The 14,669-nt window shown below is 41.3% G+C and carries 10 protein-coding genes; 4 read left to right on the top strand and 6 right to left on the bottom strand.

Annotation, left to right across the window (positions count from 1 at the left end):
• Nucleotides 1-124 precede the first annotated feature (124 nt).
• Nucleotides 125-4,216 carry a glycoside hydrolase family 2 TIM barrel-domain containing protein gene (locus B4Z90_RS22515; protein ID WP_286803318.1) on the bottom strand — a complete coding sequence of 1,364 codons (4,092 nt, stop codon included), beginning with the start codon at nt 4,214-4,216 and terminating at the stop codon, nt 125-127.
• 338 nt (nt 4,217-4,554) lie between these two features.
• On the opposite strand from B4Z90_RS22515, the gene B4Z90_RS22510 reads away from it, so the two are divergent.
• The gene (locus tag B4Z90_RS22510) at nt 4,555-5,127 is read left to right on the top strand and encodes an RNA polymerase sigma factor (protein ID WP_115047104.1); all 573 of its coding nucleotides are present in this window, start codon (nt 4,555-4,557) and stop codon (nt 5,125-5,127) included.
• Between the two features lie 24 nt (nt 5,128-5,151).
• Nucleotides 5,152-6,258, top strand: coding sequence for a S1 family peptidase (locus B4Z90_RS22505; RefSeq protein ID WP_236586131.1), 1,107 nt, complete (start codon nt 5,152-5,154; stop codon nt 6,256-6,258).
• 79 nt (nt 6,259-6,337) lie between these two features.
• Here the strand turns inward: B4Z90_RS22505 and B4Z90_RS22500 are convergent, their stop codons facing one another.
• The gene (locus B4Z90_RS22500) at nt 6,338-6,973 is read right to left on the bottom strand and encodes a peroxiredoxin (protein WP_070563280.1); all 636 of its coding nucleotides are present in this window, start codon (nt 6,971-6,973) and stop codon (nt 6,338-6,340) included.
• A gap of 413 nt (nt 6,974-7,386) precedes the next feature.
• Between B4Z90_RS22500 and B4Z90_RS22495 the strand changes: the two genes are divergently transcribed.
• Nucleotides 7,387-8,523, top strand: coding sequence for an acyl-CoA dehydrogenase (locus tag B4Z90_RS22495; protein WP_286803315.1), 1,137 nt, complete (start codon nt 7,387-7,389; stop codon nt 8,521-8,523).
• A 74-nt stretch (nt 8,524-8,597) separates the two neighbouring features.
• On the opposite strand, the gene B4Z90_RS22490 is transcribed toward B4Z90_RS22495, so the two are convergent.
• The 4 genes from B4Z90_RS22490 to uvrB all read right to left on the bottom strand — a co-directional run bounded on the left by B4Z90_RS22490 (nt 8,598) and on the right by uvrB (nt 13,680).
• Nucleotides 8,598-9,002, bottom strand: coding sequence for a hypothetical protein (locus B4Z90_RS22490; RefSeq protein ID WP_286803314.1), 405 nt, complete (start codon nt 9,000-9,002; stop codon nt 8,598-8,600).
• 9 nt (nt 9,003-9,011) lie between these two features.
• Nucleotides 9,012-10,262 carry a glutamate-5-semialdehyde dehydrogenase gene (locus tag B4Z90_RS22485; protein WP_070563274.1) on the bottom strand — a complete coding sequence of 417 codons (1,251 nt, stop codon included), beginning with the start codon at nt 10,260-10,262 and terminating at the stop codon, nt 9,012-9,014.
• Nucleotides 10,259-11,290, bottom strand: coding sequence for a glutamate 5-kinase (gene proB, locus B4Z90_RS22480; protein WP_046672306.1), 1,032 nt, complete (start codon nt 11,288-11,290; stop codon nt 10,259-10,261). Before proB ends, B4Z90_RS22485 begins: the two co-directional genes overlap by 4 nt.
• Before the next feature lie 356 nt (nt 11,291-11,646).
• Nucleotides 11,647-13,680 (bottom strand): excinuclease ABC subunit UvrB, encoded by a 2,034-nt coding sequence (gene uvrB / locus B4Z90_RS22475; protein ID WP_286778463.1) that lies wholly within the window; start codon nt 13,678-13,680, stop codon nt 11,647-11,649.
• Between the two features lie 283 nt (nt 13,681-13,963).
• Here uvrB and upp point away from each other — a divergent pair, with 283 nt between their 5' ends.
• Nucleotides 13,964-14,611 (top strand): uracil phosphoribosyltransferase, encoded by a 648-nt coding sequence (upp, locus tag B4Z90_RS22470; protein ID WP_046672304.1) that lies wholly within the window; start codon nt 13,964-13,966, stop codon nt 14,609-14,611.
• Nucleotides 14,612-14,669 lie beyond the last annotated feature (58 nt).

Genomic DNA, 14,669 nt, shown 5'->3' with positions numbered 1-14,669 from the left:
ACCTTACCTTACCTTACCTTACGTGAAACGAAACGATCGCACTATTTAATCTTATCCTAGGTCGCCAACAAAAAAACCAGCACCTGTTTGACAGGTGCTGGCTCAATATGCGATTAAAAGCAAATTATTCAGCGATAACAGCAAATTCAGCTCCGGAAGCATAATCATCACCTCGTTGGGAGTTAAGTCCTGTAAAGCGGATATAACGTCCTTTCACAGGCTTTTCGAATCGAACAGTTTTTAATTTTTTATTCCGTTCAAAAGATCCGGACATCACATCTTCCCAGTTCTTCCCATCTTTACTCACCTGGATCTTATAATCCTTGATATCACCATTCGGTCCATCCTGTCTTGGTAGAAAAGTGAAGCCCTTAATTGTTTTGCTACTTCCAGCATCAAAATCAACCCAATGTGGATACTGTGCTACGGTAACCGAATACATCGTATGCCAAATCGAGGAAGGATCTCCATCCAATAGGTTCTTGGCATCCCCTTCACCAGTCTCCTGACTTGAAGCAAAAACAACCTCCATTGGAATGGTTTCGATTTTAGTGTATTGTTGTGTTACCTTCAATTTTTCATTTTGCTGATACCAAGCCGTTACTGTACCACCGGCGCGTAAGTCAAAAGGCGCTTTATAGACACTTGCCTTTGCATTGTTCAAACTGTATAATACGGTCTCATTTTTATTTCCCGATTGAATAGAAACTTCTCCATTTGAACTTCTTGCCAACGAAATGGGCGCGTCACCGGCAGTCGCTACCTGAGCCTTTGCTATCATATCATTGTTCTGAATCGGACGGATAATGAAACCGATAGCCGTTGGTACTGCTTTCACACGGTCCTTTTCTAACGGTGGTCCTTGTCCACAGCTATTACCACCAAGTCCTGTCACGGCTGCATCAAGATGCACGTGTACGCCCGAACTCTTTGGTAATTGATAAGGGTGCGGTGCAAAGGTCAACTCAAGCTCACTATAATCCAAAGCGGATGTTGATAAATGCTCCTTCGCAACAAAAACAACTCCCTGTCCAGCATTATTTGTCAATGCTGTCCAACGCACATCCTCATTGTTGCTCATATTTTGCGGATTAGGCCATGGCACGAACTGATCTTTTACAGTGCTTTTGTGCAATTCAATAAATTGTGCTGTCTTCCGATCAGCATAATTATTGATCGGCCCACGTCCATAATAACTATAATTGCCATACTCGGTCGGCAATTGCAAAGCATATCCCAATCGAGCTAATACGACACTTGCATTATTGGATGTAATACTCGACGACAATTCAATAGAGCCATCCTTATAGATTGTCCAGATCTGATTGCTTGTAAATTTAAAATCATCTTTGCCAAAAGGCTTATCTGTATGCTCTTTAAGCGTGTAGGTTCCCGAAGTTCCCCCCAACAAAGACGCACCATATGGAGCTTGTGATTCGATGGTAAATGCCAATACAACTGTTCCATCTTTCTTGGTATAACTGTTTGACGACAAAACCTTATGTTTAAGGTTATGTAATCCTTTTTCAAACCATTGTTGGTAAGCCCAGTTGTCATTGTCAACCGGAGCACGTAGTGCATCCAATTTTGGGCCTTCGCCATCGCGGATAACTTGTTTACCGCCATATGTTAGATTATATATCGAGCCTGTTTTATTGTCAAACTTCGCGATAAACTGATCTCCCTTCACCACCTGCAAATCACCTTCTTTGGAAAGCAACGGAGCCGCCCCTTGCGCAACAGATGAAATCAACGGTTTATTTTCAGCCGCTTTGACAAACAGTTGTTCCTCCATTTGAACAAAACCTTTGGCCGCCCAAGGTCGATCTGTATTGAGAATAAACTGTACTTTTACAAAATACTCCGATCCCGCATCTAACTGCGCATAATTTATCGGCAATATAAGCTGCTTGCGTTGGCGCGCTGTCGGCAAATCAGCGGCACTGATTGTACCTGCACTATTTTTTACTTCTACCCCATCCTTATATAGCGACCATTGAACCTGATAATCGGATAGATCTTTAAAATAATTTTTATTGAAAAGCTCAATTTTCCCCTGTTGAATATCAACAGCCTTTACGCCCGCATTTTGGTACACTTTCTTGACCTCAAAATACTGTGGTTTAGGTTTCATATCGGCAAAGATCAACCCATTATTGACAAAGGTTCCATCATTGGGTTTGTCTCCAAAGTCGCCGCCATAAGCGAGAAAGCGTTCGCCGGTCTTCTTATCGTAATAATACATGGCCTGATCAATCCAATCCCAAATGGCACCGCCCATAAAGAAGTTGGTCGATTCGATGGCTTCCCAATAATCAATTAGGTTACCAACGGCATTACCCATGGAATGTGAATACTCCGAGATATGAAATGGATATTTCAATTTGTAAGTGCCTTTTACAGCTCCTCTTACCCAGTCTATTGAGGGGTATTGATTGGAGCCCATATCAACGATTGTATTGTTACGCTCGTATTGAACAGGTCTTGACGTATCGATTTTCTTGATAGCCTGATAGGCGGCCACGAAATTATCACCCGGACCGGCTTCATTTCCTAAAGACCAGATAACCACTGCCGGATGGTTGATGGTCGAATGCACCATCTCGATATTACGGGCTACATGGGCATTTTTCCATTCAGGAACATGAGAAAGAGACTCTTTGCCATAATAATATTCATGGCTTTCGATATTGGCCTCATCCTCGAGATAAATTCCATATTTATCGCATAAATAATACCAATAAGCAGGTTCTGGATAATGCGAATTCCGGACATGGTTGATATTCGCCCGTTTCATTAATTTCACCTCAGCTTCCATCTGTTCTCTGGTCACTACTTTGCCATGTTCAGGATTGGTTTCATGACGGTTGACGCCTTTCAGTTTCACCGTCTTACCATTGACATAATAATAACGTCCGGCCAAGCCAAATTCATCATCCGCAGCCTTGGTATCTTTAATCTCAACCTTTCTAAATCCAACATAGGTAGAAATAGTCTCAACCGTTTTGTTCTTTTTATCCTTCAATTCAGCCACCAAAGTATACCGATAAGGTAATTCGGCAGACCATTTATCCGGATTTTTGACGTTTAACGTTGCTGCTATACTATTAGAAATTTGACCATCCAGGGCTGGCACAGCTGATGAAGCTTCTGTCTGATCAACAAGGGTATTCTCGTCACTGTATAGTTTATTTTTATAAAGTGAATAAACTACTTTATATCCTTCAGCTTTCTTATTACCCAGATTGCGTACAGTACTCGTAATTTTCAACGAACCATTTTCGTAATTGCTGTCCAAGTCTGGAATGGCCGCTAAATCGCGAATCTGAACTTTTGGCGTTGAAGTAAGCGAAACATCCCGAAATATCCCGGGCAATCTAAACATATCCTGATCTTCCAAAAAGGAAGCGTCCGAACTCCGGTAAACTTCAACAGCCAACACATTTTCAGCACCCTTTTTTAAGTAAGGCGAGATATTGAAAGATGCGACGTTTCTGGAATTTTTTGAAAATCCGACATATTTGCCATTTATCCACAGGTAGAAAAAGGAGTCTACACCATCAAAATTGATAAATACCTCACGACCGTCCCAATGAGTAGGTACTGTAAAGTTACGTCGGTACGATCCCACTTCATTACGGTAGACATAAGTTGTCCAATCTTGGGCTGGCGTCCGCATAACTCCCCCGCGCCAATCATCGACCTTTACTTGATGATGAAAGATCACACGTTGATTGGTATAAATAGGTACACCATATTTTAAGCTTCCATCCTTCTGTATACCATAAATATTCCAGCTCATAGGGACTGGAACAGATTCCCAGGCACCCACATTATAATTCGGATCATAAAAGTCCTTTGGTCGCTCTTCCGGGGTCTTTACCCAGTTAAACTTCCAGGATCCATTGAGCGAAAGCCAATAGTTACTATGCTCGGGAAGTACTTTTCGCGCACTTTCTACGTTCTGAAAGGAGAAGAACGACGCATGCGGCAACTCCTTATTAAGTGATAATAATTGAGGCGATTCCCATTCATTCCCTTTTGGAGCCGTTGTGGCTCCATACTGGAAACCGTCGATAGATGACGTAATCGTTTGCCCTATCGTGACGGTAGTGTCCAGCGACAGCAATGAGGCTAGAATCGTTGAAAAAATAACAGAGTTTCTTAACATAATGTAATTAAGCAATTTAGTCCAGGAAACCAAATGTAACTTCATTTTGTAGTAATAACAAGCAGATTATTAAAGCACTCGATTGCGAAACTTTTTCGATACAAAAAAGATCATATCGAACTTTAAAATTGTTCTATAGGTTCTCCATTTGAGGATCGTACATAAAACAATGTAAAAACGTAAAAAATTGACCCGGCGAAAAATAACGATGTCCTCCCAAAAGAAGCTGATTCCAATAAAAAACAAATGCTTTCGGTTTCAAGGAATAAGCCTTATTTTTGGGGATAGATTTCACTTTAAACAAATAAAAGTTTACGTTTGAAAATATTTCGAAGAATTTTATTTTTCAAAGGGTTACAATTTAAGCATTAAGGTATTAATAGGTGAGTAAATTCAGTAAATCAGTCCTGCTAGAAAATGATGAGCAAATCATTGAAGGCATCAAAGACGGCAACAGCTTGGCGATAGATGCTATCTACAAGCGGTACTATCCGTCTATAAGCCATATGATCTTGCAAAACAATGGAAGTGAGGATGAAGCGAAAGATATTTTTCAAGAAGCTGTCATTGTGCTCTACGATAAAGTTTCCAAAGGGAACTTTGAGCTCAGCAGCAAACTTAAAACATATCTTTACTCGATTTGCAGAAGGCTTTGGCTTAAGCAACTCAATCGTGCTGGTTTTGGCAACAGTGACATTAGCGGTTATGAAGATTCCTTATTTGAGGAAGAAGATCTACAACAGCATCAAGAACTTGAAAAGAAGTTCGACCAAATGGAACTTGCCTTAGAGAAAATGGGAGAACCTTGTAAGACAATCTTACATGATTTCTACATCTTAAACCATTCGATGCAGGACATCTGTGATAAATTTGGTTATACCAATACAGATAATGCCAAGACTCAGAAGTATAAATGCCTACAACGGCTGAAAAAAATATTTTTTTCAACAGATTAAAATTAGTGTAACACCATGGGAACAATGAATCAAAAAGAATTTTTCGAATTAGCAGACCAGTATCTTCGCGGCGAATTATCGGCCGAAGAAAAAGCTGCATTTGAATCTTTTTGTGCTGATCAGCCCTCCTATGCTGCCCAATTACAACAACACCGCGAATTTGTTGCCAATATGAAAGAAACCAGTCAACGGCTGGATTTCAAAAATGCTTTAGCACAATCAGCAAAAGAATACCATAAAACCCAAAACAAACCCGCAAAGGTAGTTCCTATAAAACAATCAGCGGTAATTTCACTTTGGGAACGCATCAAAGCAAGTTCTTTAGTGGCTGCAGTGGTAGCGGTATTTGCAGTATTTGGCACATTATGGCTGAGCGGTTATTACAGCAACCTCGAGAAAGCATCTTCCGATTACAGTGCATTACGTAGAGACATGAACAATGTCAAAAAGAACGTCAACGCACACAACGCTGCTATCAGGGATATCAATGACAAAAAATCTGTAAAAGGTACCGAAAGCCAGTTTGGTGCAACAGGATTTATGTTGACGACAGATGGCTATGTCGTCACCAATTACCATGTCATTAGCGGGGCTGATTCGATCTATTTACAAAATAGTAAAGGCGAATCGTATAAAGCACAAATCGTACACACCGATCCAAGCAAAGACTTGGCGATCTTATACATCGCAGATAAGACCTTTAAGAAAGCTAAAAGCTTACCTTACACGTTCAAAACGTCGACTTCAGATCTTGGTGAAGATATTTATACGATCGGGTTTCCTCGGGACGAAGCAGTATATGGTCAGGGATACCTAAGTTCATCAACAGGTTATGCCGGTGATACCATCGCTTATCAGATCTCCGTACCTGTCAATCCAGGTAACAGTGGCGGTCCGGTATTGGATAGCAGAGGTAATGTGATTGGTATTATTTCCGGAAAACAACGTGGCATAGATGGTGCCGCCTTTGCAATCAAAACGAAATCAATCTTGAACGCCTTAGCGGACATACCAAGTGATTCACTGGTTACCGGTCTTAAGATCAACAAAAAGAATAGCTTGGCAGGTTTACCAAGAACAGAACAAATCAAGAAAATGCAAGACTATATCTACATGGTTAAAGTCTATTAGGAGGCATTTAGAACTTATAAAAAAGGCAACGTTTTTCAACGTTGCCTTTTTTTGTTCTTTAATTCCAAGGGCTTACTCCCTATAGATTAGGCTGTGGCGTCGTTCTCAAATACGGTTTGATCTCTTTGAAGCCTTTTGGAAATTTAGCAGGAATATCTTCTGTCTTAATCGCTGGCACAACAATAACATCTTCACCATGCTTCCAGTCAGCGGGCGTAGCGACTTGATAATCGGCAGTTAACTGTAAAGAATCAATGACCCGTAAAATTTCATCAAAATTACGACCTGTTGATGCTGGATAGGTCAGCGTCAATTTGATCTTTTTGTCAGGACCGATAATAAATACGGAACGTACGGTCGCTGTTGCGGAAGCATTTGGGTGGATCATATCGTACAATTCGGATACATGATGATCTTCATCAGCAATAACCGGAAAATTCACTTCGGTATTTTGCGTTTCATTGATATCCTTAATCCAATTCAAGTGATCGTTTACATTATCGACGCTTAGCGCAATGGCCTTCACACCTCTCTTGTCAAATTCAGATTTCAATTTTGCCGTACGGCCCAACTCAGTTGTACATACCGGCGTATAATCTGATGGGTGCGAAAAGAAAACGACCCAGCTATCTTTGATATAATCGTGAAAGTCTATTTCACCAATGGTTGTTTGCGCTTTGAAATTTGGCGCTTCATCCCCTAATCTTAAACTCATAATCTTATTTTTTAAATGTGTTTAAATTATATAGTCTACAAATATAGTAGATTAAATTTAGCAAACAAGTAATTCTTCAATTTTTTAAATTGAAATGAAAAAACTAAACTTAATCCAATTGAAAGTAAGGATTTTACAATTATAAACAAAATGAAAACCAACATGCCCCTTGCTACTTGTCCGCCCTACCCTGGCCATTACTTTCCAAAATGCTTATAATGATTAGCTCAAGTAGTTTAAAAAGTAATTTGCTATATTACTATGCTTGCATAATATATATTTTGTATATTTGAGTATGTTGGTACACCGAGCTCATAAAATGATTGTGAGTTGGGAGGAAACTTTTTGACAGCAAACCTTATTATATATACGTTATCGGCTTGGTAACTGATGAACCAAAAAACTGAAATGCCATGAATTTTGAATTAAGCGAAGAGCATAAAATGATCCGCGACGCAGCGCGGGAATTTGCCCAGGAGCTAAAGGCTGGGGCAATCGAGCGCGATGAAGCCGCAAAATTTCCAACAGATTTTGTCAAGCAAATGGGCGAACTAGGGTTTATGGGTATCATGACCCCCGAAGCTTATGGCGGAGCTGGAATGGATACGTTGGCCTATGTTCTTGTGCTCGAAGAAATTGCCAAAATTGATGCCTCAGCGGCCGTTATCGTATCCGCCCACAATTCCCTGGTATTATATGGACTCAATGCTTATGGTACAGAGGAACAAAAACAAAAGTACCTGATTCCTTTAGCGAAAGGTGAAAAACTTGGTGCTTTTGCGTTGTCAGAACCTGAAGCTGGTTCGGACGCCTCCTCACAGCATACCACCGCCGAAGATAAGGGGGATCACTATCTCCTAAATGGTACAAAAAATTGGATCACCAATGGTGGCCATGCCGATATCTATCTTGTCATTGCACAGACACATCCTGAAAAAGGCCACAAAGGAATCAATGTATTGATTGTTGAAAAAGGGCTGCCGGGATTTACCATTGGTCCTAAAGAAAACAAATTGGGTATCCGTAGTTCCGATACCCATTCACTCCTATTTTCCGATGTTCAGGTTCCCAAGGAAAACCGTATCGGAGAAGATGGCTTCGGATTTAAACTTGCTATGAAAACACTCGATGGCGGTCGCATTGGGATTGCGGCACAGGCCTTAGGAATTGCTGCGGGTGCCTATGACCTTGCTTTGGCTTACTCAAAAGAACGAAAGACCTTTGGAAAACCGATTTCGGATCATCAGGCCATACAGTTTAAATTGGCCGACATGGAAGTTGATATCGAGGCAGCTCGACTTTTGACGTATAAAGCTGCCTGGACGAAAGACCAGGGGCTTCCTTACGGTAAAGAAGCTGCCATGGCCAAACTGCATGCATCTGAAGTTGCCATGAAACACACTGTCGAAGCTGTACAGATCCACGGTGGCTACGGTTACGTAAAAGAATATCATGTCGAGAGGTTAATGCGCGACGCAAAAATCACGCAAATATATGAGGGAACTTCTGAGATCCAACGTCTGGTGATTGCCCGTGAGATCCTGCGCTAAGGTCTCCGTCATGCAATGAACCCAAAAAGTTAAACACTTTTTTAGGACATTGCATGACGGAGAGCTTTATTAATCTAAAGACTCTTCAATTTGTTATCGATCATAGCAAGATATTGATAATCCTGAAAGGCAAAGCTTGCCGTTTCTGCCATCGCCAGATTCAAAATAAACTTTGCTTTACGAAGTAAATTCTCCTGATTGCCATCTGTAGCATTCAACCCATCAAATAACAACGTTAAAGCCAATGGATGTAGTTGATGAATTTGAAGATCTGTTTTGAGATATGCCGAAAGTTCATTTTCGGAAAGATTTAAAAAATAGGTCCTACTCTTTTCGAAGAATTTCTCATAAGCATCTTCAAATACTGCTGGATCAGTCGGCTCCGTAAAAGCATCATGCCCTTCTGTCCATATGCGAAGAAATTTACCAATTTCTTCGATCCAATTCATCAATACATCTTTCTTAAAACTTAATCCCATGATCTATGCTTATCTGATCTGTCCATTTCCGCGGACAATCCACTTCTCTGTTACCAATTTTTCCAATGCAAATGGTCCACGGGCATGTAATTTTTGGGTCGAGATACCTATTTCCGCACCCAGACCAAACTCACCTCCGTCCGTAAAACGTGTAGATGCATTGGCATATACCGCGGCAGCATCCACTGTATTCAAAAATTGTTCAATATGGAGTTCACTGGAAGAAACAATACATTCCGAATGTTTGGAAGAATATTTTGCGATATGCTCCAAAGCTTCGTCCAAACTGGTGACCGTCTTTATTGAACACTTCAAATCTAAAAATTCTCTTCCAAAATCGGCTTCATCTGCGCGCTTTAAATTTGAAAAATGTTGACCCTGTAATACCTCATAAGCTGTAGGGTCCGCGAAAACTTCCACCTGAGCATCTTCAAAATAAGTTTTCAATTTCGTTAGGAACTCGGCAGCAACAGCACGATCGACCAAAACAGTATCTAAAGAATTACACACCGATGGCCTGGAAATTTTAGCATTGGCAACAATTTTCGCTGCCATATCCAAATCTGCTGTACGGTCCACATAAGTATGGCATACTCCTGCTCCAGTTTCAATAACTGGTACTTTAGCGTGTTCCCTGACATAATCGATCAGCGACTGTGAACCCCGTGGTATGATAATATCCACGAATTGAGTAGCTTCCAATAATTCCGAAACATGCTTCCTATCAACAGGCAACAGTTGCACAATAGTTGTTGCAATACCATACTGCTCCAAGACAGCATGGATCACTTTCAACAACGCCTCGTTGGTGTGTAACGCGTCCGAACCACCGCGCAATAGACAAACGTTACCCGACTGAATACACAATGCAGCAACATCTATCGTCACATTAGGTCGCGATTCGTAGATGACCCCAACGACTCCGAGTGGAACCGTAATTTTCTCGATCTCCAATCCATTTGGCAATATCTTTTTTAGTAATAACTGATCTGTTGGATCTGCCAACTGAGCGATCTGCTTAACACTGTCAGCCAAACCTTTTAGACGATCGCTATTGAGCAAAAGACGATCCTTTTTGGGGTCGTCATCAGCCATACGATCCAAATCAATCTTATTGGCTTTTAATACATCAGTAGTATGTGCGATAAGACCTTCTGCGATGGCATTTAAAATAGTTATTTTGGTATCAGGAGCCAGTTGTTGCAAAATTTGTTTTGCTTTGGCCGCCGCCTGAAGTTGGTTTAAGATGGATTCACTCATAATAATACAATATCATTTGCATGTGCAATTTCTACATTTTTTTTACTGGTCTGGGACAAAGCGGATGAATCCATCTTCGCGCGGGCAACGGCAACAGTTAAGCCTTCTAGATTGACAATATTTAACACTTCTCCTTTTTCAAAATGCTCGACGATACGGGTTACCCCCACAGCGAGTAAACTTTTGTGCTTCAATAATGCTTCCTCCGCTCCACGATCAACCATCAATTCCCCTTTTATTAAACTTCCACTCGCGAGCCATTTCTTGCGGGAAGAGATCTTCTTACTTTGAGCCAGACACAATGTGCCAGTCTCGTGCTTAACCGCTTTTTGTATCGCCTCCTCGGTTTGCATACTAAAAATCACCACAGCAATCCCCATTTGATTGGCCAATCGGGCAAAGTTCAATTTCGAGGTCATTCCCCCTAATCCTACGGAAGATTTATCCTTCCTTGCCAGCCCTAAAATATCCCGGTCAATTGTTTCAATTTGCGGTATAATCTTGTTGTTTGCATCCAACACACCAGGAACGGAAGTGCTAAACAGTAATTTTTCGGCACCAAAACCAACAGCAATCAAGGTTGCCAGCTCATCATTATCTGAAAACTTCAGTTCTTTATTACTCACCACATCATTTTCATTTGCGATTGGAATAACATTGTTCCGCCACAATTCCTCATACGTATTTTTCAATTGTAGAAATTGATCCCGATTGGAAAAGTGATGTCGCTCACATAAACTCTGCGCCAATGAAATTTTAAACGGTCGGAAATAAGTAGAATACGTATTAATCAATATAGGGTTCCCAATTGCAGCAGCTGCTTTGCGTTCGGATAGCGTTCCTGTGTAGCTGGGCAGAAAACGTTTACCGGCAGCAACAGCACCTGAAGAGACCAAGACGATATTGTATTTCTTTTGTAAGGAAGCAATTTGCCTAGCGATCTCCAAAACAATACGTTCATCAACTTCTCCCTCTTTCGTGGTAATAGAAGCCGATCCAAATTTGACAACGAGAATTGGCTTTTTCATTTTTTAGTATGTTTTAGTTTAGATTTGAGCACTAATTTACTGAGAAGAATTTGATTTACGCAAAATATGTTAACAATTGAACAATATAGTTCAATCGTTAACCTTAGGAAGTACGGCCCAATCTATTAGGTCCAGGAGCATTCGTGTACCCGGCGTTTATCCCGTAGGAAATTTTACTTTGGCAGAATGCTGCGGAAAGCACAAAAAACAGTATTATGCTGTAGATTAAATGTTTCATATGTAGCCAATTTATTTACAATTGCTACAAATATGGACGGTGGAATCTTAATTTATACGCTATTTAGCGTCGTTTAACAAATCTTAAATTGATTAACAATAACTAAAACCGACTTCCTTTACGAAGGGAATCGCTCTTCATAGAGCTTCTCCAAGGAGAACATTTCATCACGATATTTCGCTGCTTCCAAGAAATCCATTTCTTTCGCTGATTTATCCATTTTCTTCCGTACGTTATCGATCGCTTTCTTCAGATCCTTCTCACTGAGATACTGCATCACTGGATCAGCTGCAATGGCCTGCGACGGATCAGGTTCAACATAAATTTTAGGTTCAATACCCGAGAAATCAGCAACAGAAGTCTGCTCTAAGATCTCCTCTCTTGTTTTGCCCACAGTACGCGGTGTAATGCCATGTTCCAAGTTATATTTCATCTGCTTGTCTCGGCGACGATTGGTTTCATCTATTGTGACGCGCATGCTATCCGTCATTTTATCCGCATACATAATAACCCGACCTTTATCATTCCGGGCCGCGCGACCAATTGTCTGAATAAGCGATCGTTCGGAACGCAGAAAGCCCTCCTTATCCGCGTCGAGAATAGCAACAAGCGTGACCTCCGGCAAATCAAGCCCCTCACGAAGTAAATTCACCCCGACCAGGATATCAAATTCACCCAAGCGGAGCCCCCGCAAGATTTCAACCCGCTCCAAGGTTTTAATTTCAGAGTGGATATAACGGACTTTTAAGTTCAGCTTGGTCATATATTTGGAAAGTTCTTCAGCCATGCGTTTGGTCAATGTAGTAGCCAAAACACGTCCTCCCTCTTTAATGGTCTTATCGACTTCTTCCAAGAAATCATCGACCTGATTAATCGCTGGTCGTACTTCAATAATTGGATCCAGAAGTCCTGTTGGGCGAATGACCTGCTCAACGACAACACCTTCGGTCTGCTGCAGTTCGTAATCGCCCGGAGTCGCCGATACATAAATCGTCTGATTTGTCAAGGATTCAAACTCCGGAAAGTTTAAAGGTCTATTATCCAAAGCCGCGGGCAACCTAAACCCATGTTCTACCAAGGAAACTTTTCGCGATCGGTCACCTCCATACATCGCACGTAATTGCGGTAAGGTCACGTGACTCTCATCAATGACCAACAGGTAATCTTCCGGAAAATAATCCAGCAAACAGAACGGACGCATCCCCGGTTGTCTACCATCAAAAAAGCGGGAATAATTTTCAATCCCCGAACAATAGCCCAGTTCACGCATCATTTCCAAATCATAATTGACCCGCTCCTCCAAACGCTTCGCTTCAAGCATTAATCCTTCCTCTTCCAGCTGCGTTTTCCGTTGCATCAATTCATCTTGAATAGCCCAGATCGATTCTTTGAATTTTTCTTTCGGCGTGACGAAGAGATTTGCTGGAAAAAGAGCAAGATCTTCCATCTTGTTGAGCGTTTTCCCTGAAATAGGATCGATCTCACTCAGTTCATCAATTTCATCCCCAAAGAATGAAATCCGAATGGCATTATCCAAGTATGCCGGAAACACATCCACCGTATCACCTTTAACACGAAAGGTACCCCGTTTAAACTCTGTGGTCGTTCGCGAATATAAAATCTCCACCAGCTTATGCAGGAAAGCGTTTCTAGTGACAGTCATACCGACCCCAAAACGAAAGATAGACCGGGAGAAATCTTCCGGATTTCCCATACCGTAGATACAGGATACCGACGAGACGACAACAATATCACGCCGTCCCGACATCAATGACGACGTGGTTGCCAACCGCAGCTTTTCGATTTCCTCGTTAATCGCCAAATCCTTCTCGATGTAGGTATTTGTCGAAGCAATAAAAGCTTCGGGTTGATAATAATCGTAATAAGACACAAAATAGTTGACCGAGTTATTGGGAAAGAACTGTTTGAATTCACCGTACAACTGAGCCGCCAAAGTTTTATTGTGGCTTAAAATCAATGTCGGCTTTTGGGTTTCCTGAATCACATTGGCAACAGTAAAGGTTTTGCCCGATCCCGTTACCCCCAAAAGCGTCTGGTATTGCTCTGCCTGCTCTACCCCTGCTACCAACTGCTTAATTGCTTCTGGCTGATCGCCTGTGGGTTTGTACTCCGATGTCAATTCAAATTTCATATATTTCCTATTTCTTTAAGAAAACCATTCAGGCCTTTTCCAGCAAACATTGCACCACGAATTGCTTGAGCCCTAAGCTCAAAAACAGTTTTTGTAATCCGATGGTTTCAATCTGCTTCAAGACGATTTGTTGACCTGTGGTCCAGGCCATATCCTGCTATGGTCTTACACAAATTTACTAAAAATTTTACCATTTTAGCGCAAACTATAATAATACCATAGATGTTATTACTTTCAATTGATTATTTATTATCTTTAGCTTAACTGAACTAGCACACACGCCATGGTCACTATTCTATCTACCCAAAATAGCATTGCAAATCATTTTATTGCCGAACTGAGAGATATCACGATTCAACAGGATCGCATGCGCTTTCGTCGGAATCTGGAACGATTAGGTGAAATTTTCGCTTATGAAATCAGCAAGACGATGGCTTATAAACCTGTTGAAGTTGAAACTCCGTTAGGTGTGGCCAAAACCCATCTCTTGATGGAACAACCCGTACTCGCTACAATTCTGAGAGCGGGGCTTCCCTTTCATCAGGGACTTTTAAATGTATTTGATCATGCCGACAATACCTTCATTGCGGCCTATCGGCATACCAAAAAGAGCGGTGAGTTTGAAATTCATAAAGAATATGTCAATACACCAAACTTAGATAATCGTACAGTAATCATTGTAGACCCCATGTTGGCCACAGGAAAGAGCCTTGTATTATGCTGTAAGGATCTCCTGGCCGAATATGACATCAAGGAATTACACATTGTTGCAGCCATTGCATCCGAGGAAGGACTGAATCACGTTCAGGCTTTTGTACCTACGGCGCACATCTGGGTAGGTGACGTCGACCACGAACTGACCTCAAAAGCTTATATTGTACCTGGACTCGGTGATGCCGGAGACCTGGCCTACGGTGTAAAACATCATTAATGTGGATAAATTATTTAAAACTAAATTAACACTTAGATCATTGAAATTCAGTAAATTT

The sequence above is a fragment of the Sphingobacterium sp. UBA5639 genome (genome assembly GCF_002421245.1).
In the GTDB taxonomy this organism is placed as follows: Bacteria; Bacteroidota; Bacteroidia; order Sphingobacteriales; family Sphingobacteriaceae; genus Sphingobacterium; species Sphingobacterium multivorum.
The sequence above is the reverse complement of the archived record's forward strand: the minus strand, read 5'-3'. Positions and strand labels throughout refer to the sequence as shown.